The following is a 23,495-nucleotide window of genomic DNA, read 5'->3' as shown; positions in this document are numbered from 1 at the left end:
GGTTCCTCTCTTTCTTATGCTTGTTCCCACGAAAATTTCTTTGCTCGTTCTTTAGCCGTTGAATATTCACTGACCAGACGGTTCGTGATTTCGACAAACAAGACAAATTCATTGAAACAATCTTCTAGTTCGGCAACTTTTTCGCTATCGATCAAGTTTCCTTGTTCATCGAAGGCTTGCATGGAGTGCCCTAATAAAAATTCCGCACTCGGCATGATTCGAGCTTTTACTTCTGGTGCATCTAAGATCTGACGCAAGTGGGCTTGGGCTCTCGATGAACCTAATGCACCAAGAGAAGCACCCGTGATCATCACTGGTTTATCGATCAAAGGCCGCGTCGTATAAGAAAGCCATTCAATCATGCTTTTTAGCACCGCTGGGATCGAGTGATCGTATTCTGGTGTACTGATGATCACCCCATCGGCTGCTTCGATCTTCTCTGACAAGGCTTGAACTGCCGCTGGTGCCGTCCGATCTTCTGGTTCATTAAATGCTGGCAGATCACTGATTTCGCAAAGTTCGATCTCCGCTTGGTCACTAAAATGGTTTTGAATAAATTGCAGTAAGCGACGGTTGGTCGAACGCGTCGAGTTGGTTCCTACGATTCCAATCAATTTCATTATCATCTCTCCTAATTGTGAATAATTTAACATTTAACAATAAATAAAAAGTTTTTGACCATTGGCTTTGATTTCTTTTTTCAATCGTTTCTCAAGTTGTTTTTTAAGACCTACTGAGATGAAAGGCTTCTTCCTAAACAAAAAAATCTTCCCCAAGTACCCATTTAGTGTACGACTGAATTCTTTTTTTGTGAAATATTTATTTAATTATCCATCGATAACAAATTTGTTATAATAAGAAAAATGACTAGGAGGACCACGCAATGGCACTTAAAGATTCCCATCTGATGCTGCAATACCTCGATACCTTGCTAAAACATAGCAACTATACCAAAGCCGCCAAAGACCTCTACATCTCACAGCCTTACTTGACACAAACCGTGAAACGTGCCGAACAAGAGCTAGGGACCCCCATCATCAATCGGCAGCCGGGTCATTTTCAACTGACGGAAGCTGGTAAAATCTATTATCAATATCTGGAAACCTTGGAAACAGAGTCTGCCAAATTGAAAAGTCGGCTGTCTTGGTATACCGCGACCGAGAAGCGTTCTTTGCGCTTAGGCATCTTGCCCAGCCTTGGTTCCTATCTGCTGCCACTCTTTTTACCTGCATATTATGAACACTATCCCAACGTGCACTTTTTCTTGCGGGAAGACCTGCCCAAACACAATGAAAAACGACTGTTGAATGGGCAGCTGGACTTTTTTATCGGACAAAATCCTGAGACGATCGCACCGAATCTAACGGTCCACAGTACCAATCAAGAACGGTATCTAGCGATCATTCCGCCTTGTTCTCCCCTGTATCAACCAGAGAAGCGGTATTTAGCACCTGATTCATTGGCAGTCAAAGACTTGCTGCAAAGTCCGTTGATTTTGACCGCTAGCGGCTCGGCGATTCGGCGTCAAATCGATCAATTGCTGCAAAAATACAAAGTAGAGGCGACCGTGCTCATAGAAAGCAGCAATATTTATACAGCAGCAGCATTGGCAGAAAACAACCTTGGGATTGCGATCGTACCCGAAAGCGTGCTGCAAGCAGCGACTGCGACCCCTTTTAATCTTTATCCGATGCCAGAGGAACTCTTGTCCCTCACCTATTTTATTGCCCATCAAGCCGAACGGGCATTGTCAAACAGCGAAGCCGACTTGATCGAGACCTTTTTGCAACACGTCTAGCTTTCTTTTTACAAAAAAACAAGCAGCCACCACCTATATTCCTAGGTGATCGCTGCTTGTTTTCATTCTGCTGTTGGCGTTTCGATCAAACGGGCTAATTCTTGCGGATAGATCAACTCTCCATGTTTGGTAATGACTAACCCAGTGATTCCTTCTAACGGCGCCAGCTCCTGCAAGATGGCTTGTGGCTCTTTGCCGAACAAGCGGGTCGTCCAAATCTCTCCATCAACCGATTGGTCGGAGAGAATCGTGACACTGGCAATGGCTGACTCTAACGGATAGCCCGTATCTCGATCAAAAATATGATGATAGGTCTTGCCCGCTACCTGATAGGTTCGTTCATAGATCCCTGATGTAACGACTGATTGATTACGAACCTTCAACGCTGCGACAAAATTCCCTCTTGGTAAGAAAGGGTTTTGGATCCCGATCCGCCAATAGCCATCTTGATGGCTTGGGGCATCGCCGTAAGTCACCACATTGCCTCCAAGATCGATCAAAGCGGCTGTGACACCAACCTGTTTGAAATAGGTCATCAACAAATCAGCAAAATATCCTTTTGCCACAGCCCCTAGATCAAGCTTCATGCCAGCAGCTAACCCGACGGTCTGCAGCGTTTCATCCAAAATGATCTTGGCAGGATCAGTCTTTGGCAGCAGCTCCGCGATTTTCTCAGGCGTTGGTAGATGAGCATCTTGGAACCCGATCCGCCATTCCTGCACCAAAGGACCGATGGCAATATTTAAGTAGCTATCTTTGGGTACGCTATGGGCTTTCCCTAGTGCGATCAATTCAAACAATTCCTGTGTGGCAGCGATCGCTCCTTGTCCTGCCTGCTGATTGATCTGCATCAACTCAGACGTCGGGTCATTGGCACTAAAACGCTGTTCAAAGGCCGCAGCTCTTTTGGCTGCTTCCTCTAAGATCACTTCTGGGGTTTCATGCTGCACCCAAATCGTGATCACCGTTCCCATTCCCTGTAACACTCGTTGGCCTTCTGGCATTGTCCTTGCTCCTTTGTTCTGTTCTTTTGGCTATCATAGCAGTTTCTGGGAGAAAAAAGTAGTCTGCGGGATACCGCTGCTGCTTTTTTTGAAAAAAAACTGCGAGGTCACCCTCGCAGTCTGCTGTTTCTATTGCTCAATGATAAAAGTCGAAGCGGCCTTTCGCCAATACTTCTTTGACCCCACCGGTTTGGTACAAGGAACGGTCCATAATGGCTTTTTTCACCACGGAAGCGGGATAGCCTTTGATGCCCATTTTCCCTACTAAGCCAAAGGCATGGGTATTGCCGATCGACGCCACTGAACCTAATGATTCAAAGTGGAAATCTGCTGGTTTTTCCCCGTTCATTTGACGTAAGATATTTTTACCTGCATGCTGCCCCATCTTCAAAGCGATTTGAGCCGTTGTTGGATACGGGCGATTGGTCGCTGGGTCCATGACTGCTGAAACATCACCGACAACATAGACGTTACTATGATCAGGGTCTGTTAGGTCTTGATTGACCATCACGCGACCACGACGAGCAGAAAAGTCCGATTCAGCCATCACATGGCTGCCGCTGACGCCTGTGGTCCAAACGATGGTTTTGGCTGATAATTCTGCTGTTGCTCCTGTATCGGCATCATTTTGATAGACAACGACACCTGGTTTGATTGCTTTGATGGGTTTACCAGTCAGGAAGTTTACGCCCCATTTAACGAGATTTTTGATCCCGTAATCCGATAGTTTTTCATCAAACATCGGTAATAAACGAGTCACTGCTTCGACACAGTACAGTTTGATGTCTTCTGGTTTGACACCTGCTGCTTTCGCGAAGGTTTTACGGTTTTCCACCAATGAACCTAGCAATTCGATTCCAGTGAAACCAGCACCGCAGACAACGATTTTTAGGTAGTCAGGATTTTGTGTTTCTTTGTATGCCTTCATTTGTTTCAACAAATGATGATAGATGTTTTCTGCGGAGTCGACATCCACCATTTCCAACGCATGCTCCTCGACACCAGGGATCCCAAATGATTCTGATTCAAAGCCTAATGCCACGATCAAATAATCATACGTGCACGTGGATTGATCTTTAAAAACGATCACTTGCTGGTTACGATCGATCGACGCCACTTCCTTTTGAACAAAGCTCGTCTTTTGGGGACGAACGACATCATTGATGGGATAGCAAATGCGGTCTCTTGGTTGCGTACCGGCCGCAACTTCATGAAGATTGGTTGCCTCATAATGATAATCGTTTTTGTCGATCAATGTGATGTGAAACGCTTCTTTTGCTCCTTGCAATACGTGCAATGCTCGCAATCCAGCATACCCTGCTCCTAAAATGACAACTTCCTTCATGTTTCCTTACTTCCTTTCTTTGCTGTAAAAATTATAAAATCAAACCAATCGCAAAACTCAGCACTTGTACGCATGCTCCGACCGCAAGGATCCGAACGGCACAAATGAAGGTCTCTCTTTTGATTTGTTTTTGCATAAATCGTTTTGTCTGTTGCCAGACAAAGGGCGCCGCGAAAAAGGTCAGAACCAGTGACCAAGGCGCAATGTTGAGGGCAACTGAGGCAATGATCGCAACAAACGCCAAGACGTTCATTGTGATAAATAATTTCAACGCACGGGCTTTACCAAGGTAATGCACCAGCGTATAGCGCTCATTTTTTTCATCCTCTTCCAGATCACAAATGTTGTTTGCCAGCATCAAGTTGGCGATCCATAATGTGTTGGGTAATGAGATCAAGAAAATACTGCCGATCGTGGCAATGTTCCATTCAAAGGTTTGATAGGCATTAAGGTAGACACAGATCAATGAGATCATAAAGCCCATCGTAAAGCCAGAAAAGAACTCGCCTAAAGGCAAACTAGAAAGCGGCCGTGGACCAGAGGAATAAAAGATCCCGACTAGGTAACAATACAGTCCCATCCAAAAGAGCGGCCAACCAACCACCATTGCCAAGGCGATTCCCATGGCGGCGGAAACGATGATCATGGAGACCATCAACCAAAAAACCAATTTGACAGACAACTGTTCCCGACCAATGATATTGGTCTTTTCTTTGTAATCATGCCCTTCTGTGGCATGATGGTAATCGTTGTAGTTATCTAAAATATCCACCGCCATATTGAAGATCAGCATGGCAATGAAATACAATAGGACATAGCCAAGATGAATCGTTTGATAATTGTACCAGCTGTAGCAGACACCAATGAAAAATGGCAAAATACTGGCGGTTTTTGCTTTAAATTCGACAAGTTCTAAAAATACAGGTAGCGTCACAACTTCACCTCCTTTAGTGAGTGCATTAAACTAGTCAATCACGCCCCTTTACGCTAGAATAAGGGCTGAATGACTGTTAGAAAGGGTTATACTATGTTTGACTTTTGGATCGATTATCCGACGATCGAACAACGATTGAAAACCGTATGTTCCATCATTGAAGAACACGTTACTGTTCGTAACAAAGAGATACAAGATGTTTTGATCGACTTTACTTATTCAGGTGGAAAAATGCTGCGGCCAGCGCTCTTTTTTTTGTTTGCTGACTTAGGCGATCCCCATTATAAAAAAACCGACCAATTAACAAAAATTGCTGCTTCTCTAGAAATTTTACACATGGCCACTTTGATCCACGACGACATCATTGACGATTCGCCGCTGCGGCGCAGTCAAGTCACTGTTCAAGCCAAATACGGCAAGGATATCGCGGTCTACACGGGTGATCTTTTGTTCACCCAATTTTTTGAGCTTTTGATCGAAAGTATGAATGGCTCCCCGTTTTTAAAAACCAACGCACAAGCCATGAAACGACTCCTTTTAGGTGAACTTGATCAAATGCACACTCGCTACAACATCCATGAATCGATTGACGACTATCTGCAAAGCATCAACGGCAAAACCGCTGAACTGTTTTGGCTCGCTTGTCTCGAAGGCGCTCATTTTGGCGGCCTCGACACAGAAAACCAAGAGCGGGCGGGTGAGATCGGTCGCAACATCGGGATCGCCTTTCAAGTATTCGACGATATTCTCGACTACACCTCTGATAGCGGCACTTTGAAAAAACCGATTCTAGAAGATTTGGCACAAGGAGTATATACCTTACCGCTGCTATTTGCCAAAGAACAGGCACCTGCTGCATTCGCTCCTTATTTGAATAAAAAAGCAGCACTCTCCTTGGCAGAAGCCCAAGAAGTTGCGGATCTTGTCGTCCGTTACGGCGGTGTTGAAAAAGCGCGCGCTTTCGCGGTCACCTACACGCAAAAAGCCTTAGACGACATCGATCTGCTGCCCGAAGCACCTAGCAAAGCCAAAATTCGTTCATTAACTGAACTGCTCTTGCAGCGCAATTACTGAGCCATAGAGCAATGAGAAGAAAAGCGTCCATCACTGATTGATGGACGCTCTTTTTTTATCGTCGTCCTTGGTCAATGGCCAATAAGTGTTGAAAATGTTTGTTTTCTGCTGCCAATTCGGCAGGTGTTCCGCTCATGGTCAACTGACCATCTTCAATAAAGAGCACACGGTCCATCATCGAAATTCCTTGCAAGTGGTGGGTGATCCAAATGATCGTTTTGTTCTCCAGCACTTGGAAAAAGGTTTCGAGCACGCCTTGCTCCGTGATCGGGTCTAAGCCGACGGTTGGCTCATCCAATAAGATGATCGGAGTATCTTTTAGCAAGATCCGCGCCAAGGCCAAACGATGGCGTTCTCCACCAGAAAAACGCAAGCCGGCTTCATCCACCATCGTCGCCAAGCCGTTAGGCAAAGCTGCCACCATTTCTTTCAACCCGACTTGCTCCAGTACGCGCCAGACTTCTTCTTCCGAAGCCGACTCATTGCCTAGCCGAATATTATTCAAGACGGTCGTATGGAAAAGATAGGGACTTTGATTGATGACACCGATCAAGTCACTGATCGACTCACTCAATGCCGTCACAGGCACGTCGTTTAAGGTGATCGACCCTTGCGTCGGTTGCAGATCGCCTCGCAACAAGGAGGCAAATGTACTTTTCCCAGAACCGCTGCGACCAAGGATCGCTAGTTTTTGATGCGCAGGAATCGTTAGATCCAACCCATGAAGCACTTCTTTGCCTTCAGGATACTGAAAATGCAAGTCCTTGACTGTGATCGACACGAGGCCCGTCACTTCAGGTACTGACGGTTGCTCCATGGAGACTTGGTGATTTTCTTCTGGCAATGCATTGAAGCGATCGATGGAGTCTTTGTAGCGATTGGTTTCTTGAGCAGCAGACGGTAATGGCGCAAATGCATCAACTAAAGGAAAGACACACAGGACAAAGGCAGCGATCCAGTTGGCTGCTCCTCCGTGGTTACCTGGAAAGCGAATGCTGGTCCAAAGCAGCAATGCGACAGCGATCACTCCAAAGATGCTTTGTAAAAGAAAATCACGCCGGCGATCAAAGGACAGCATCTGTTCATCCACCGCCCGCAACTGCGTTTCCAGTTCCTTATGGGCAGCCACGTACTCGCTGCCTCTTTGAGAGAAGACCCAATCAGAAACCCCTAATACATTATCCGTCAGTGTCGTATACAAGTTGTTTTTCATGTGTTTTTGCTTTTCTTGCCGCGCGCCGTTGATGATCACCGACCAAAGCGGCAAGACAAAGACGATGATCCCTAATAGCAGCAGCATCACCAAAGCAAACCACCAAGAAAAATAGCCGAGTCCAATGATCAAGAACGCATACAAGATCCAAGCGATCACGGTAGGAAAGATCGTCCGCAAATACAGGTTTTGAATATGGTTGATATCTTCTGCCAATAAGCCCAAGATATCCCCTGTGCGATGCGCTTGCTTAAAGAAGATCGCATCTTTTTCTACTACGTTGTACAATTTCAATCGTAAATTAGAGGTCATGCGCAAGACCCAGCTATGACTGGTCAACCGTTCCAAATAGCGAAAGACTGGACGGCCGATCCCAAACGCTCGGGTCAGTACGATGGGGATGTAAACCAATAGAATGTTTTCTGGGATCGATGCCGAGCGGCTGATCAGGTACCCAGAATTAAACATCAGTGCCCCACCACAGAAAAAGGTCAAGAAGCCTAGGAATAAGGCCAGCGCCAAAACGTTTTTGTATTTTGACAAGAAAGGCTTGACCCACGTATCAGTTTTCAATGAGCGCAATAAGCCGATTTTATTCAAGCTGTTCCCTCCTCATTCCATTAACTAGTTCTGTAAAAGCACCTTGCTTTTGCTGCAGTTGTGCCAAGGTTCCTTGTTCCACGATTCTTCCTTGATCCATCACGATGATTTCATCCATTTCTTCCATCCAGTGCAAGCGATGGGTTGCAAAAAAGACTAAACGGTTTTCCATCAGCGGTAGCATCCGTTCCTTTAAAGCAACTTCGGTTTCAATATCCAAATGAGCCGTTGGTTCATCAAACAAAAGAATCTTTCGTTGCTGGTCTAAAAAGGCACGGGCTAGAGCGATCCGTTGGGCTTGTCCGCCACTTAGATGCCGTTCCCCTTCTCCTAACATCGTGTCCAACCCTTGCGGCAGCTCCGCCAAAAGCTCAGTCAAGCCTGCCACTTCAATGGCTTTCAGTACGGCTTCTTTGGTAGCTGTCGGCTGATAAAACGCGACATTTTCCTGCAAGGTCAACCGATAGATATAAGGATTTTGCGGAATATAGATCAGCTGTTCTTGCCAGCTTGCTTGGCGAAAGGCCGTGGTCTTCGCCCCTCCGAGAGTGATCTCGCCACTGTCTGGCACGAGAAAGCCACTCAAGGTATTGATCAAGGTAGACTTGCCAGAACCGCTCAAACCGATGATCCCGATCTTTTTGAAGCCAGTCACGTTCAAGTTGATATCCGTCAAAGCCGCTTTTTCCTCGTAGGAAAACGCCAGCTGATCGATCGTTAACTGGGCGTCTTCCTGCCAACGAGGCACCGTTACTGCCGGTACTTGGGCTTCGGGCTGATGCAAGATCTCCGTCACCGCAGTCATCGCATTTTTTCCGTCTAAGGTTGCATGGTAATCACTGGAAAAGTCGCGGATCGGCAAGAAGTATTCTGGTGCTAAAATCAAGATGGTTAACGCTGGAAACAGCAAGATTCCTTCATTGATCAGCCGCAAGCCTAGCAAGACTGCCACGACGGCAATCGATAAGGTCGTGAAAAAGTCTAAGGCGAAGGTCGATAAAATCCCGACTTTTAATGAAGCCATCGTCGCTTTCCGAAACCGTTCGCTGGAAGCAAAGATACTCTTGCCATATTTTTTACTGACCCCAAACAATTTCAGCGTGTCGATCCCTCGAAGGGAGTCGATGAAATGATTGGACAGTAATTGAAACGTTCGGTATTGTTTTTCCGCTTTGCTTTGCGCGGCATAGCCCAAGATGATCATAAAAATGATGATCAAGGGGAACACCAACAGCAAGACCAAGCCCGACTCCCAATCCAGATAAAAAACGAGTGCCAAAATGACCCAAGGAATGATCGACATATTCATGATTTTGGCAAGAATCAATTTCAAGTAGTTTTCGACTTGGTTGATCCCTTCCAAGACCATCGTTGTTACATTCCCCGTCCCTTGCTGTTGTGCGATCTGAGGACCGACCCGAAACAATTTCTCCAACAATTGATCCCGCAGATCGGCGGCTTGCTGGTAACTGTAATCATCAAGTCTTTTGGAACGGAAATAGATAACGGCTTGTCGGGCGATAAACGAACAAAAGAACAGCAGAATCCAGCCCCACTGTTCCTCTAATGGTCGTCCTTCCCATAAGCCAGTGATGGCACGTGCCAATCCATACGCCTGCCCAATAATGAAGAGCGCCTGCAGGAAAGAAAGTCCCGCAAGCAGCCCTAAAAGTTGTTTCATTCCTGGGAGCTTCATGATTTGTTTATCAATCATTTATACCCCTCCAACGCCTCCGTATGACTGATCCGTTTACGAAAGATATAGTAACTCCAAGCCGTATAGGCCAAGACGAAAGGCAAGATCGTCAGTGAAAGATAACTCATGATCTTCAATGTGTAGCGGCTTGAAGACGCATCAGCGATCAACAGGTCATAGCTTGAATCGATCGAACTAATCAAGACTCTTGGGAATAACCCTGTGAAGATCAATGCCACCAAAGCGATCAACGTCAAGCCGCTCGCAATGAAAGCCATCATTTCTTTGCCTTTAAAGACGCCGATATTTGCAATCAGTGTCAGTACAACGATCACGAGCAACAAACCAAGCGTTGTCGCAAAATGATTCTCGAAGAAATCCGTTTGGAAGTAAAGCATCACAGCAAAGACGACTAAGCCTGCATATAAGATGCCATAAAAAATACTTGCATAGTTGCGTGCCCGTGCCCGAATCGGACCTTCCGTTTTCAAAGCGATATAGTTTAATCCGTGCAAGTAGCACAACAAGGTCAACGCGATCCCGCCAACGATTGAAAAGGGATTGACGTAATCCGTAAAGGTTGCCGTCATGTTGCCATCTTCACCCAAAGGCATTCCTTGGATCATGCTGACAAACATCAGACCGAAGAAAAACGGTACGATCGTACTGCCGATCGTCAACGTCCAGTTCCAAATGTTTTTGTGTTCTTTCGGGAAGTTTGCTCGAAACTCAAAGGAAACACCGCGAATGATCAACCCGACTAAGATCAATAACAAAATCAAATAAAAACCGCTGAACAAAGAAGCATACCAGTATGGAAACGAGGCGAACATCGCTCCGCCAGCGGTCAATAGCCACACTTCATTGCCATCCCAGACAGGCCCGATCGTTTTAACGATCTGGTCTTTTTCCTCTTCATTGTGGGCCAATGTCTGCACAGACATCCCCACACCAAAGTCAAACCCTTCTAAGAAGAAGAAGCCAGAAAATAAAAGCCCAATCAACGTGAACCATAGTAATTGCAGACCGGTCATCCTTCAAACGCCTCCTTATCAAATGGGTCTTCGTACCCTTCTTGGTTGTCTCCTTGGCTGATTTCGCCGAAGGCTTCTTTTTCAGGTCCATGATCCATTTCCCGTTTCACCAGATAGACCATCGTTCCGCCCAAGCCAGAGAACAAGAGGAAGTAAACGATGTTTGAGATCAAGAGTGAGGTCACGGAAACGTTTGGTGACACACTATCTTCGATCGTAAACAAGCCGTAAACCGTCCATGGGTAACGTCCTAACTCCGTGATCAGCCAACCAGCTGTATTGGCAATAAATGGGGTGAACAAAGTGATCGCCACTACCCAAAGCAACCAGCGTTTTTCAAAGAGCCACGGTTTCTTCTTACGCGTAAAATACAACCCCAGACCAGAAACCAACAGCATCAAGGCACCAAAACCAGCCATGATCCGGAAGCTCCAAAAGAGTGTGTTGACCGGCGGGTAGTAATTACGATCGCCGTAGGTTTCAATCAATTGCTGATTGACCGTATCCATCCCGTCGATGGAGCCGAAGGGTTCATTGAAGGCTAAGATACTCAACATATAGGGAATCGAAACACCGAAGACTTGGTGATGTTCTGCTTCATTCGCCCAAGCAACGACGGTCCAAGCCGCAGGACTCCCAGTATCTTCATACGCCCCTTCCATTGCGGCAAATTTCATTGGTTGTTCTTCAACCAAGTATTTCATTTGTTCATCCCCAGCTAGCAAGACGGTGAATGAACCGAACAATGCCACCGCAAAACCGATCCGCATTGATTTTTTGAAGAAATCACGTTCAATGTCTTTGTCTTTCTTCAATAGACGAAAGGCAGATAAACCAGCAACAATGATCCCACCCATCGTGATGGCAGCGGTGATCACGTGTAAAAACTCATACCACACCTGTGGATTTGCCAATAATGCACCGAAGTCAGTCATTTCTGCCCGGCCATTGTTCAAGGTATACCCCACTGGATGCTGCATAAAACTATTGGCAGCTAAGATCCAAAACGCCGATAGCATCGAACCTAGCGTCACCAACCAGAAAAAGGTGGCGTGCAGCTTGGGACTGACCCGATCCCATGTAAAGATCCACAGTCCTAAGAACGTCGATTCTAAGAAGAACGCCAACAAAGCTTCTAAAGCCAAGGGCGCACCAAAAATATCCCCGACAAAACGAGAATAGTCTGACCAGTTCATCCCAAATTGAAATTCTTGAATGATCCCTGTCACGACCCCGACAGCAAAACTCAATAGAAAAATATTTCCCCAAAACTTCGTCATCCGGCGATATTTTTCATCTTTTTTGATCACATAAAGTGTCTCCATAATTGCAACGACGACACCAGTTCCGATCGAAAACGGTACAAAGAAAAAGTGAAAAATCGTCGTCATCGCAAACTGGATTCGCGCTAGTGTCACAATATCCATCCTACATCCTCCTATTTCATAAAAAGTACATTAAAATAATTCTAAATAAAGAAAAATTCCAACTTCGAATATACTCCTCTAATCAGTAAAAAAGAAGCAAATTGCTTGCATTTACTGATTTTTAATCACTTCCTCTCCGATTCTTAAACATAAGGCGCTTTCATCAGCGGAATACAGCTTATTCTAGCTAGTCCCAGCCAAAACGGGTTCCTTCAGAAAGCAATGGATCACTCAATAAAATCCCCGGAAACTCTTCTTTCAATACAGATGTGCTTAATAATTGATACATAGCAAACGTGTTCTTCATGCCTAATCTTTCCAGCTGATCTAACGTTTGCTGCATCAAGTCCGCCGCTTGTGCCTTATTTTGTTTTAATAGATGCGTCCAGCCTTCAAAAAACGGCATAAAGATCGCTTGTTCAATGTGTTCTTTTTCATAAACATGATCTCGCCATAAATGAAAGGTCTTTTCCGCATAATTTGCCTCGTCGAAAACAGCAAAGACAGAAAATACCGTCTCAAACGTGTTGTACAAAATATCTTCATTGCCAGGAATTTTTGCAAAGCGCTGACTCTTTTTGATGGCGATCGTCAAGCAGCGCCAAAGCAAAGCTGGCTCCATCGAAATTGCTACGCGGGCAAACAGCCGCAGCTCATAAACACCCCATGTATCGGTATTCAGCAAGTAATGCTTGGCAGAGTCCAAACAGTAATTGTGTTTCAGGTAAGCCTCCTCGATGGGCACCCCTTTAAAAAGCTCCTCTTTCATCAAGTAGTCAAAACGGATCAGTTGTAAGAAGTGGTCCAGCTCCAAGGAGTAATGCTGTTGAAAGTACGTGGTCAGCTTTTGATATTTCTTTTTTAATTTAGGTACTTCATCAATGGATTCGATCCCCATCGAACGGACATAGTCAACCATTAGCTTTTGAGCCTCCGAATGATGCTCCCCCGTGTGTAGCAGCTGAAATTCGGCAAAACTCACTTCTAGTTTATCTAGCAAACGATGAAATCGTTCGCAGGAAATCGTCGTTTTGCCATTTTCAAATTGCGATAACAAAGACATCGACAATTGTTCATCCACTAATTCCTTCAACAACAAGCCTTTGCTTTTGCGAAGCTCTTTCACTGTCGCACCATAATTGTTCATTTTTTCACCTTCTTTTTCAATATATTGAAATAAGCAGTTGTTTTTCCCGAAGAGCCTTTATAGTTGAATTATCTTATAGAAACGAGGGAAAAGCTATGGATACCCATATAAAAAAGAAAATGCTTCACATGAAACATTTACAAAAAAGCTTCAAAGACAAAACTGTTTTGAAAGAGGTCACTTTTGACGTCACTCCTGGCGAAGTATTTGTCTTACTAGGATCAAACGGCGCTGGAAAAACCACTTTAGTCAAAATTTTGTCCACTATCCTGCCTTTTGACCAAGGAACCGCGCTGATCGATGGGATCGACTTGACCAAAGATCCAGCAGCGATTCGCGAAAAAATCAGTCTGACAGGGCAATTTTCCGCCGTCGATCAAGAACTGACCGGACGAGAAAACTTGCTGATGATTGCTGCCTTGCGCCATGTCAAAAACAAACAGTTTATCGTCCAACATTTGTTAGAGCGTTTTGATTTGGTGGATGCCAGCAACCGACTAGTCAAAAATTATTCTGGTGGCATGCGACGACGCTTAGACATCGCCATGAGTTTTATCGGCGAACCTGACCTGCTCTTTTTGGATGAACCAACGACCGGGTTAGACCCGCAAAACCGCTTAGCCACATGGCACATGATCAAAGAGATCGCCGCTCAAGGACGAACGATTTTCCTGACGACCCAATACCTCGAAGAAGCTGAATTTTTAGCAGATCAAGTCGCCATCTTGCATGAAGGGAAAATCATCTTGCAAGGAACACCAACGGAAGTCAAAGCACTGCACCCTTCACAAACGATGGAAATCAGCGTATTGACGAAAGAACACTTACAGACCGTGCGTCAGCATCTGTCTGATTTTCCGCTGCAAGTCAATGAGTCCAGTCTCTCTCTGGCATTTCCCGTCAGTCAAGACTTCCAGCATTCCTTCACGCTGTTGCAGGAACTCAATCAACTACCGATCACCATCACCAGTTTTAATCAAAAGAATGCTTCGTTAGAAGATATTTTTCTAACACTTGTCCAAGGAGGAAACCAATGAAAGCAATTATAGAAACCAACACCTTATTCAAACGCAACCTCTTGCTATCGATTCGCAGTATGGAGACTTTGCTAAGTGGGATTTTGACCCCAGCGATTTTAATGATCCTCTTCGTCTATGTTTTCGGGGGAGCCATGAACGTCGGCGATACCTCTTATGTCGATTTTGTCGTTCCTGGTGTTCTCGTCCAATGTATCGCCCAAAGCGCCTCCTCCGTTGGGGTAACGGTGACGGAAGATTTGAAATCCGGCATGGTGGAACGGCTGATGACCTTGAACATCTCTAACTCAGCCTTTTTAAACGGGCATGTCTTCGCCGCGACCCTTCGGAGCTTGATCAGCACCTTGGTCGTGTTGATCGTCGCCATGATCATCGGTTTTCGCCCCCAAGCCACAGTTACTGGCTGGGGACTCGCCTTCCTATTGATCTTTTGCTTCACCTTCGCCTTTACTTGGGTCTCCGTTCTGGTTGGTCTCATCGCCAAAAGCCCCGAGACAGCGACCTTGTTTACTGTCTTGATCACCCTGTTGCCCTACTTAAGCTCTGGTTTCGTCCCTACGGAAACCATGCCGCGCCCATTAGCCATTTTTGCTGAATACCAACCAATGTCGCCGATCATCCATTCTTTGCGAGGGCTTTTGTTAAACTTAAAAGATACCACCTTGATCAGTGCCTTTAGCTGGTGCGGCGGTATCGTAGTGGTGAGCTGGTTCTTGGCACGAATGCTTTATCAGAAACGGTTACGCTGATGGCGCTGGCTCCCTTTTTTGACTCTCTTATAAAAAAACGGCAACGACTAAGCTCCTGCTTCGTCGTTGCCGCTTATTTTTTAATCGAGGACTTCTCCGTTAGAAGCCGTCACTTTCTTATACCAGTCAAAGCTGGCTTTTTTGTACCGTTTTCCTGAACCATTGCCCCAATCATCTAGATCCACGTAAATGAACCCATACCGCTTGCTCATTTCTGATGAGGAGCAGCTGACAAGATCGATCGGTCCCCAAGGATAGTAGCCGATCAGTTCTACGCCATCATAGATTGCTTCTTTCATTTGTTCAATGTGCTGTTTCAGAAAATCAATGCGATACGTATCATCGATCGTCCCTTCTTCATTCAATGTCTCATAAAAGCCCATACCATTTTCTGTGATCATGATCGGCAATTGGTACCGATCATAATACTCATTCAAAGCGATCCGCAGCCCAATCGGATCAATTGCCCAGCCCCAATCATTTGCTTCTAAATAAGGGTTAGGCGAAGCTGCATCTTCTTTCCCGTAGTTTTCACTATGAATGATTCGCGTGTAGTAATAGGAGAAAGAAACAAAATCAACCGTATGCTTAAAGTCCGCTTCATCGTTTTCCCCAAATTGAATCTCGATGCCGTTTTCTTCAAAAAAGCGATAGGCATAATTCGGATAAGTTCCCCGCGCAAGTACATCTGAATAATAATATTCCATTTGATTATTTTTGAGAGCACTCAAAACATCCAACGGTTTACAAGTAGCTGGATAAACATTGCCATAATAAGACATCATACCAATTTGAAAAGAAGGATCAATTTCTTTGCCTACTTTGATCGCTCTCGCACATGCTACCAATTCATTGTGAACTCCTTGGTACTTAGCTTGCTTCAGATTGTCGACTCGGTCAGCGGGAATACCAAGGTGGTTAAACGATTCGTGGGTAATCAAGTTCATTTGATTGACTAAGATCCAATATTTGACCTTCCCTTGATACCGTTTGAATACGACTTGCGCAAAATGAACAAAGAAATCAATCAGTTTACGATTTGACCAGCCGTCATAAGCCATCGCTAAATGGATCGGCATTTCATAATGAGACAAGGTGATCAAGGGTTCCATGCCGTTTTCAAGGATACAATCGATCAATTCGTCATAAAAGCGCAACCCTTCTTCGTTAGGCGTTTGCTCGTCTCCCTTTGGAAAAATCCTCGCCCAGCTAATAGATGTTCGAAACGAATTCATGCCTGTTTCTGCCAAGAGTGCCAGATCCTCACGAAATGTATGGTAAAAATCGATCCCATCCCGTTTCGGGTAACGCCCTTCTTGATCATTTAAAGCAAATTCTACGTCTGCCGTCGTTATTTCTTTGTTGCTTTTCTTTTTTATATCGATATCATCACGAAAGCGATTGATGTCTGCCACGCTCCAACCTTTTCCCCCTTCAAGATAGGCCCCTTCTAATTGATTTGCGGCAACTGCACCTCCCCAATAAAAATCGGCAGGAAATTGCTTCTTATTTTTCTTCATGTCATTGCTCCTCTTCTCAAAATTTGATTGCTCGCCTCTTAGACCTACGCTTCGGTTTGACCTTCTTCAAGCACTAATTTGCGCTCATAGGCCTTGAAGAAAGGATAATAAATGCCCAAATAAATCAAGAAATTCACCACTACTAAGACAGCACCACGAATGCTGGCTGTTGCGATCACTGCCGAAAAAATACTCGGAACCGTCCACACAGCCGCTAATGGATACGCCATTCCGGGAACAAGGTTGGACACAAAAGCGAAATAGGTCACGAAAGTGGTCACGATTGGTGCCACGACAAAGGGAATCGCCAGTGCTGGATTCAAAACGATCGGCAACCCAAACAACAACGGCTCATTGATGTTGAAGACCCCAGGAATAAAGCTGAGACGACCAAGCTGTTTTAAAAATTTTGATTTAGAGAAACACATCATTGCGCAAAGTGCTAAGGTTCCTCCGCCACCGCCGATCCATAAGAAAGTAAAGATAAACGGCTGTACCCCCAGATTGGGAATCGCTTGTCCGGCTTGTGCTGCTGCCATGTTTGCTTCAGAATTGACTAGCCAGATCGGCAACATCACCGTCGCTAATATTTGCGGATGAATTCCGAATAGCCACATGATACAAGTCAATCCTACATAGACCAAAGGTGCTGCTAACGAGTTGGAAGAAACACTTAACAATGGTGTGATCAAACTTGCAATCAGGGCATTGATGTCAAAGCCGATCAAGTGAACAATGATCCAAACGATCGTCATTGAAAAAAACACGGGAATAATCACTTCAAAACTGCTGCTGACATTCGTAGGGACTTGCTCTGGCAGTTTAAACCCAATATTGTATTTTTTACAAAGGCGCATGCACTCGACTGCTAATATAGCTGTCAAAATACTAGCAAACATGCCTTCTCCTCCAAGATATTGCGTAGAGATAAACGTTCCTTCATCTAAAGAAGTGAAGGTCAATGTAGTAAAAAAGGTAAAAATTGCAGAAACGCCCCCTGCCAAACTATCCAGTTGGTAGCTTTGCGCTAGTCGTGCGCCAATGCCAAAAGCTGCATAGATCGAAAGCAGTCCCATGCTCATATTGAAGGGAATGATCAGTTTTGCCACTAAGTCGGGATGATTGCCCATAAATGATACATACGATTGAGGCCATGGAATATACGGAATCAATAAAAAGATCGATCCGATCACTGTGATTGGAATCGTTGCGATCAACCCATCGCGAACAGCGCTCAAGTGACGTTGATTAGAAAGTTTCATCATTGGCGGCATCACTTTGGTTTCAATAAATTGCATTAATTTATCCATCAGTAAATCCTCCTAAATTTTTTAAGATATATCTTAACTTGAATATAAGCGCTTTCTCATAAGGAAACAATAAAAGCTATTTTCCAAAAATGGAAAATAGCTTTTTACGTTTACTCTTTTCTCATATTCATAATCATAAAAATCATCCATAGATGAAGCACTTTTTGCGAGTAATAATTCGACGACATCAATGGAACGACCTCTTTAAACAAGACACGCTCTTCAAAGAGACTGCTTTGAGCGGCTTGCTCGCTGAACGTCAATAAAACTTTCTGACAGGCAGTTTTTTCAAGCAAGTAGGCCTTTTTGTCGATCCAGCTACCTGTTAGATTGATCACAAAACAGATATCTGTTTCCCGCAATACTTGATCAATCAGCTGGTCTTCCGCATTACGGTTCACTTCAAAAACGATATAGCCCATTTGACTAAGCAGTTCCCGCAGGAGATTAACAACCGAAAAAGAATAGCTGTTACCCAAGATCGCCACTCGTTTTTTTCGTTTCATTTCTTCTGCAATCCGTGTGCATTGGTGTTGATCAAATTGGTCAAAAATCTGTTTTTGGACCATGTACTCTCGGGCTAGAAATTGGTCAACCATTTCAGATACTTCACTCTTTGTATCGAGATTCGCTAGCATCCCTTCAAACATCGTATTCGCTAAATGGTACTCTTGTTCAAAATAAATCGTGAGGTCATTACGCATTTCTTTAAAACTAGCATAACCAAGTTTCTTACAAAATTTAGTGATACTGGCAGGGGTCGTCTGTGCAGCATAGGCGATTTCTTCAATATAGATCGCAGGAAATTCATCGATTCGCTCAATTAAAAGTTTTGTTATCAAAAAATTCAAATCGTATTTTTTGCATTTAAATAGATGTTCATTTAAACGAATGTATACTTGACTTGTCGTTTTCATAGCGACCACCTCACTTGCTTATTTACGCTGCTGGTTTCTTCTATCTTAGCATAGGCATCCATTTCTTAGAACCTTTCACTTATCGTACTTTTAATAGAAAGCAAAAAAAGAGTCCGCCTACGCGCAACTCTTCGATTCAGGTCCCCAGTTATTTCATTAACTGCTTTAACTGTCCATAAAAATTCTCATGGGTGCCACATAACAAGTCTGGAATCACTTAGTCATCGATCACATCATAAGCAATACGATAGGTTGTCCCTGCATACTTAAAACCCTTTGACCAGATTTCAGCTAAATCGCCAGTTTTTTGATCGCCGCTATACGGTTCGACAGCTATTTCATCATAAATGACATGAAGAAACTTTTGTTTCAGCGGTTTCTCCTTCAACTTTTTTAAATAATTCACTACTTGTCTAGATGGAATCACCTCATAAGCCAGTTTCAGTTGCCAACTCCTCTTTGGTCATTGCTTTCCCGTCGGTAGCAGTCTCCTTTGCAATTGTCTTAAATGAAGAAATCAGCTTACTCTTACGCGCTTTAAATTCGGATAAAATATCTTCGTGTTCGTATCCCTCATTAATAATATCAGTCAAGATATCTTCACTGAAATCATCGAATGGCTTTACCGGTTCAATAAATTCATACAAGATTCCATTTTCTACTAGCTTTGCTTCTACTTCCACACCATTGGGAATACCAAAGTCTTTGGGCACCGTCAACATAATGGAATTCCCTTGTTTTCTTGTTTTCGTAATCATCGTTACACCCCTCCCTCTGCTTTAGTAATTACTCTGTAAGAACATTATATCATAATCGAATGTAATGATAAGTAATGCCGAAAGCCGAGTGTCAAATTGAGAAAATAAATCACCTGCTACTTTGCCTTATTTATGACTATCGATGCAACAGGTGATACGGCTCATTAAACCAAAGAGCCCAATCTCCTTTTCTAGCGAAATTTCGACAAAAATACGGTATACTGGATATGATTGAATAAAAAGGCAGGGATACCCATGGATCTTAAAAACCGTCTGATCGCCTTCGCTCAGACCTTCAATGATGTTCAGGTCGACCATCCATTTGCAAAGTTTCCCGAGTACCAAGTCTTGCGGCACCGTAAAAGCGGCAAATGGTTTGGCTTGCTGATGACTGTAGAAAAGCAAAAATTAGGCTTGGAAGGAACGGAAATGATCGGAATTTTAGATGTCAAAGCAGCGCCCGAAATGGTTTCGATCATCAATCAAAGCCGCGGCTATTTACCCGCTTATCACATGAATAAAAACCATTGGCTCACCGCATTACTAGATGGCTCTGTATCAGAAAAACAACTCCAATCTTTGTTACGAGACAGCTATGAACGTACCCGTTAAAACCAAATATCAAAAAAAAACGATCAACGATGCGCCTGTATAGGAGCACCGTTGATCGGTTTTCTTTTATAACGGATCCTGTGTCATCCGTGAGTCTAACGAAACACTTAGGCCAACTCTTCTCCGTTTGTTGCAATGACTTGTTTGTACCAATCGAAGGATTTTTTCTTGGAACGATCCATCGTGCCGTTGCCTTCGTCATCAAAGTCAACATAGATAAAGCCATAGCGTTTGCTCATTTCGCCTGTTGAAGCACTGACAAGGTCGATACAGCCCCATGGGGTGTAACCGATCAAGTCTACGCCATCAGCGATCGCTTCGCCCATTGCTTCAATGTGGCGGCGCAAGTAATCGATACGATAATCATCTTCGATCTTTCCTTCTTCGTTAAAGGTATCAATGGCTCCTAAGCCGTTTTCCACGATAAACAACGGTTTTTGGTAACGATCATACAGTTCATTCAACGCGATGCGAAGCCCTTCTGGGTCGATTTGCCAGCCCCATTCACTTGCTTCTAAGAATGGATTGCGGACGCCGCCCAACAAGTTTCCTTGCACTTCATCGGCTTCTTCTGTGGTGATATCCACGGCAGAAGACATGTAGTAGCTGAAGCCAACATAGTCAACAGTATGTTCAGCGATCAAGGCTAAGTCTTCTTCGGTAATCTCAAGATCCTCTTTATTGACGCCATGTTCTTTGTACAAACGATCCGTAAAGGATGGGTATTTTCCACGTACTTGCACGTCGGCACAGTAGTAGTTGAAGGCTTGATTATGGATCATCGTCGCCACTTGGTTGACTGGGTTCGCATCAATGCTGTAAGTCGTTGCATAAATGATCATACAACCGATCTGTAACTCTGGGTTTAATTCATGGCCGATTTTGACTGCTTTACTGCTGGCAACAAATTGGTTGTGCCACGCTTGGATCACGTTTGTAAAGTCGCTGGCACCCGTGCTGTTGACCATTCCTTGACTCAATGCGGAGAAATGGAAAGCAGAGTTGATCTCATTGAAGGTCATCCAGTATTTGACTTTGCTGTGGAACCGTTCCAAGACGACTTTTGCAAAACGTTCATAGAAATCGATCAATGCTCGATTTTTCCAGCCACCGTATTCTTTGGCTAAATGCAAGGGCATTTCATAGTGAGAGATCGTAACCACTGGCTCGATCCCGTATTTCAAACATTCATCGATCAGCGCATCGTAAAATGCCAGTCCAGCTTCGTTTGGTGTCGTTTCATCGCCTTTTGGAAAGATACGTGTCCATGCGATGGAAAAACGATAGCTCTTGAAGCCCATTTCTGCAAACAACGCAATGTCTTCTTTGAAACGGTCATAATGGTCGATCCCGCGATGATTTGGGTAGGTGTATTTGTCCTCATCGATCGTCCAATCAAACGTATCACTGCCTAAAATCGCTAAACGCTGTTTGCCGCCAGGCATTGCATCCGCCACTGACAAGCCTTTGCCATCGCGATCAAACGCCCCTTCTAATTGATTCGCTGCGGTCGCGCCGCCCCATAAGAAATTTTCTGGAAATTTTGCCATTTGCTCGTTCTCCTTTTGTTTTCTTTTGATAAACCTACCTAGCTGGTTACTGAAAAATCTCCGATAAAAAACAAAAAACCTAAATAAGAGCCGCTGCTAAAACGAGAAGAGCGCTTTCTTATTTAGGTCTTGCCTGATCGAGTCAGTAACAATCCACGTGGGTTTTCTTTCTTTAACTATAGCACTAACTCATTGGCTTGTCACCATAAAATCGGTTTCTTTTAACCAGCGATCTTTTGAAAAAAGGGGAAATTTAACCAGTAAACCCTGTCAAATTAGCTTCTTTTAAAGAGTTTTTTATGAGTAGCCATTAAACAATTTCCTAACAATTACTGTTGACCCTTTCTATACGTTTAAGCAACTCCCTTTGATCTTCAACCATCAAGAAATCACTCGATCCATGCTTTGTTCTGCTGCTTTTTCTTGCGTTTCTTGCGCCAATTCTTGTTCGGCATTTTTCTTATCCAAAATGCGGACAAATGGGTAATAGATCAAGGCACACAAAGGAATCATCAGTAATTGAGCCGCCGCAAGTTTCCAACTTCCTTGTAAAACTCCCGAAAGAACAACTGGAGCTCCAAAAGGCACTTGCATCCCGATAGGAATCGGTAAAATATTCGTGATGGTTAAGATATAGCCTAAAATAACACACACAACTGGGCTTAAATGTAGGGGATCGCCAGAATCGGGTTCATCACGATAGGCAATCCGAAAATTAGTGGCTCATGAATCCCAAAAACTGCCCCTGGCGCTCCTAATTTACCAATCGTTTTAAATTGTTTGCTTTTTGATAAAAACAACAGGACAACAATTAAACCAAGCATCGCTGAAAAGTTGGCATAGATGCTCCAAAATGCACCAGTTACTATATTGGGCATAGGTTCTCCCGCTTCATAAGCAGCTAAATTTTCTAGACTAAGTACCGTCATTATTGGCTGAATAATACCAAAAACGACTGCTGCGCCATGAATGCCAAACACCCAAAGTAGTTGCATCAGCAATAATGCAATACAAAGAGACCAGATCGAACCTCCTAGACTTTGCAGTGGAATTTGTAGAATCGTGTATACAAATTGATGGAAACTACCGAATTCCGTCATCTTCCACAAACCGGCTGTTATCGTAAATAAGACTGCTACTAACACTGCTGGAACCAGTCCCGAAAATGTTTTGGCAATCGTTGGTGGTACCCCCTCCGGCATCGTGATAACCAAGTTTTTATCGACAAAAAACACATACAAACGGGCAGTTAAGACACCCACGATCATCGCCGCAAACAACCCTCTAGCCCCCAGCCAGTCAAAGGTCAAGGCATTGATCACAAGCTCTCCATCTTCAAAAACACTGATTGGTGTTAAGACTAAAAAGGAAAACAAGGAAACAAACCCAGGGATCAAGCCTTCTTTTCCATATAAGCCTGCCAATTTGTAAGCGATGGAAAAAGCGGCATAAATAGCCAATGCATTTGTCGTAAATTGAGCCGGTAAGGCGATAATATCGCGAAACGGGGCAATCATTGATTGATAAACCCCGATTTGCATGGAAGACAACAGTGTACTGAATGCGCCGATGATCATGATTGGCAGTAGGGTCATCAATCCAATTGAGATTGCTTGCATATACTTATTTTGCTGAATCTTACTTGCGTAGTACTGGCCTTTTTCGGTGAACTTCTCTGCGAAAGTCATATAATACACTCCTTTTTGATCTGTGTCCGAGAAACAAAACGTCTTGATAGCAATTGTGGGGGAGCAGCTGGTCTTTTTTTAA

At 44.2% G+C, this 23,495-nt stretch carries 21 protein-coding genes and 1 pseudogene; 5 read left to right on the top strand and 17 right to left on the bottom strand.

What is annotated here, in order from left to right; genetic code table 11:
• Positions 1 to 14 precede the first annotated feature (14 nt).
• Positions 15 to 620, bottom strand: a complete 606-nt coding sequence (locus tag IGI72_RS00415) for an NADPH-dependent FMN reductase (RefSeq protein WP_194193646.1) — start codon at positions 618 to 620, stop codon at positions 15 to 17.
• A gap of 263 nt (positions 621 to 883) precedes the next feature.
• On the opposite strand from IGI72_RS00415, the gene IGI72_RS00410 reads away from it, so the two are divergent.
• Complete coding sequence (locus IGI72_RS00410; RefSeq protein WP_010748521.1) at positions 884 to 1,798, top strand: LysR family transcriptional regulator; 915 nt, start codon at positions 884 to 886, stop codon at positions 1,796 to 1,798.
• 62 nt (positions 1,799 to 1,860) lie between these two features.
• On the opposite strand, the gene IGI72_RS00405 is transcribed toward IGI72_RS00410, so the two are convergent.
• The 3 genes from IGI72_RS00405 to IGI72_RS00395 form a co-directional block, all read right to left on the bottom strand.
• On the bottom strand, positions 1,861 to 2,802 hold the full coding sequence (locus tag IGI72_RS00405) for an FAD:protein FMN transferase (RefSeq protein ID WP_010748520.1): 942 nt from the start codon (positions 2,800 to 2,802) through the stop codon (positions 1,861 to 1,863).
• A gap of 136 nt (positions 2,803 to 2,938) precedes the next feature.
• On the bottom strand, positions 2,939 to 4,147 hold the full coding sequence (locus IGI72_RS00400; RefSeq protein ID WP_438752651.1) for an NAD(P)/FAD-dependent oxidoreductase: 1,209 nt from the start codon (positions 4,145 to 4,147) through the stop codon (positions 2,939 to 2,941).
• 31 nt (positions 4,148 to 4,178) lie between these two features.
• Entirely contained in the window at positions 4,179 to 5,081 is a 903-nt protein-coding gene (locus tag IGI72_RS00395) for a prenyltransferase (protein ID WP_005226546.1), read from the bottom strand.
• 93 nt (positions 5,082 to 5,174) lie between these two features.
• On the opposite strand from IGI72_RS00395, the gene IGI72_RS00390 reads away from it, so the two are divergent.
• Entirely contained in the window at positions 5,175 to 6,155 is a 981-nt protein-coding gene (locus tag IGI72_RS00390; RefSeq protein ID WP_005226544.1) for a polyprenyl synthetase family protein, read from the top strand.
• A gap of 55 nt (positions 6,156 to 6,210) precedes the next feature.
• Here the strand turns inward: IGI72_RS00390 and cydC are convergent, their stop codons facing one another.
• From cydC to IGI72_RS00365, 5 genes are all read right to left on the bottom strand, one after another.
• Positions 6,211 to 7,968, bottom strand: a complete 1,758-nt coding sequence (cydC, locus tag IGI72_RS00385; RefSeq protein ID WP_438752649.1) for a thiol reductant ABC exporter subunit CydC — start codon at positions 7,966 to 7,968, stop codon at positions 6,211 to 6,213.
• Positions 7,961 to 9,682 carry a thiol reductant ABC exporter subunit CydD gene (cydD, locus tag IGI72_RS00380; protein ID WP_005226535.1) on the bottom strand — a complete coding sequence of 574 codons (1,722 nt, stop codon included), beginning with the start codon at positions 9,680 to 9,682 and terminating at the stop codon, positions 7,961 to 7,963. Before cydD ends, cydC begins: the two co-directional genes overlap by 8 nt.
• Positions 9,679 to 10,698 carry a cytochrome d ubiquinol oxidase subunit II gene (cydB, locus tag IGI72_RS00375; protein ID WP_005226530.1) on the bottom strand — a complete coding sequence of 340 codons (1,020 nt, stop codon included), beginning with the start codon at positions 10,696 to 10,698 and terminating at the stop codon, positions 9,679 to 9,681. The genes cydD and cydB overlap by 4 nt, the downstream gene beginning before the upstream one ends.
• Positions 10,695 to 12,125, bottom strand: coding sequence for a cytochrome ubiquinol oxidase subunit I (locus IGI72_RS00370; protein WP_015508715.1), 1,431 nt, complete (start codon positions 12,123 to 12,125; stop codon positions 10,695 to 10,697). The genes cydB and IGI72_RS00370 overlap by 4 nt, the downstream gene beginning before the upstream one ends.
• A gap of 187 nt (positions 12,126 to 12,312) precedes the next feature.
• The gene (locus tag IGI72_RS00365; RefSeq protein ID WP_167822588.1) at positions 12,313 to 13,272 is read right to left on the bottom strand and encodes a helix-turn-helix domain-containing protein; all 960 of its coding nucleotides are present in this window, start codon (positions 13,270 to 13,272) and stop codon (positions 12,313 to 12,315) included.
• 95 nt (positions 13,273 to 13,367) lie between these two features.
• Between IGI72_RS00365 and IGI72_RS00360 the strand changes: the two genes are divergently transcribed.
• Entirely contained in the window at positions 13,368 to 14,309 is a 942-nt protein-coding gene (locus IGI72_RS00360; protein ID WP_438752646.1) for an ATP-binding cassette domain-containing protein, read from the top strand.
• Positions 14,306 to 15,058: an ABC transporter permease gene (locus IGI72_RS00355; protein WP_086338870.1), complete on the top strand. Its 753-nt coding sequence runs from the start codon at positions 14,306 to 14,308 to the stop codon at positions 15,056 to 15,058. The genes IGI72_RS00360 and IGI72_RS00355 overlap by 4 nt, the downstream gene beginning before the upstream one ends.
• Positions 15,059 to 15,138: 80 nt before the next feature.
• On the opposite strand, the gene IGI72_RS00350 is transcribed toward IGI72_RS00355, so the two are convergent.
• The 5 genes and pseudogenes from IGI72_RS00350 to IGI72_RS00330 form a co-directional block, all read right to left on the bottom strand.
• Positions 15,139 to 16,578 carry a glycoside hydrolase family 1 protein gene (locus tag IGI72_RS00350; protein ID WP_081116684.1) on the bottom strand — a complete coding sequence of 480 codons (1,440 nt, stop codon included), beginning with the start codon at positions 16,576 to 16,578 and terminating at the stop codon, positions 15,139 to 15,141.
• Positions 16,579 to 16,622: 44 nt separating this feature from the next.
• Entirely contained in the window at positions 16,623 to 17,888 is a 1,266-nt protein-coding gene (locus tag IGI72_RS00345; protein WP_008376678.1) for a PTS sugar transporter subunit IIC, read from the bottom strand.
• Positions 17,889 to 17,998: 110 nt separating this feature from the next.
• Positions 17,999 to 18,805, bottom strand: coding sequence for a MurR/RpiR family transcriptional regulator (locus tag IGI72_RS00340; protein WP_015508709.1), 807 nt, complete (start codon positions 18,803 to 18,805; stop codon positions 17,999 to 18,001).
• A 148-nt stretch (positions 18,806 to 18,953) separates the two neighbouring features.
• Positions 18,954 to 19,244: pseudogene (locus tag IGI72_RS00335) on the bottom strand (type II toxin-antitoxin system RelE/ParE family toxin).
• Positions 19,234 to 19,563 carry an AbrB/MazE/SpoVT family DNA-binding domain-containing protein gene (locus IGI72_RS00330; protein WP_218193011.1) on the bottom strand — a complete coding sequence of 110 codons (330 nt, stop codon included), beginning with the start codon at positions 19,561 to 19,563 and terminating at the stop codon, positions 19,234 to 19,236. Before IGI72_RS00330 ends, IGI72_RS00335 begins: the two are co-directional and overlap by 11 nt.
• A 255-nt stretch (positions 19,564 to 19,818) precedes the next feature.
• Between IGI72_RS00330 and IGI72_RS00325 the strand changes: the two genes are divergently transcribed.
• Positions 19,819 to 20,175, top strand: coding sequence for an MmcQ/YjbR family DNA-binding protein (locus IGI72_RS00325; protein ID WP_115231505.1), 357 nt, complete (start codon positions 19,819 to 19,821; stop codon positions 20,173 to 20,175).
• A 107-nt stretch (positions 20,176 to 20,282) separates the two neighbouring features.
• Here IGI72_RS00325 and IGI72_RS00320 read toward each other — a convergent pair whose 3' ends face one another.
• The 3 genes from IGI72_RS00320 to IGI72_RS00310 all read right to left on the bottom strand — a co-directional run bounded on the left by IGI72_RS00320 (position 20,283) and on the right by IGI72_RS00310 (position 23,413).
• Positions 20,283 to 21,725, bottom strand: a complete 1,443-nt coding sequence (locus IGI72_RS00320) for a glycoside hydrolase family 1 protein (RefSeq protein ID WP_005226517.1) — start codon at positions 21,723 to 21,725, stop codon at positions 20,283 to 20,285.
• A 381-nt stretch (positions 21,726 to 22,106) separates the two neighbouring features.
• Complete coding sequence (locus tag IGI72_RS00315; RefSeq protein ID WP_438752641.1) at positions 22,107 to 22,379, bottom strand: hypothetical protein; 273 nt, start codon at positions 22,377 to 22,379, stop codon at positions 22,107 to 22,109.
• Between the two features lie 8 nt (positions 22,380 to 22,387).
• Positions 22,388 to 23,413 carry a PTS sugar transporter subunit IIC gene (locus tag IGI72_RS00310; RefSeq protein WP_438752639.1) on the bottom strand — a complete coding sequence of 342 codons (1,026 nt, stop codon included), beginning with the start codon at positions 23,411 to 23,413 and terminating at the stop codon, positions 22,388 to 22,390.
• Between the last annotated feature and the right edge of the window lie 82 nt (positions 23,414 to 23,495).

The organism is Enterococcus sp. DIV1059_2, assembly GCF_051713685.1.
In the GTDB taxonomy this organism is placed as follows: domain Bacteria; phylum Bacillota; class Bacilli; order Lactobacillales; family Enterococcaceae; genus Enterococcus_D; species Enterococcus_D casseliflavus.
The sequence above is the reverse complement of the archived record's forward strand: the minus strand, read 5'-3'. Positions and strand labels throughout refer to the sequence as shown.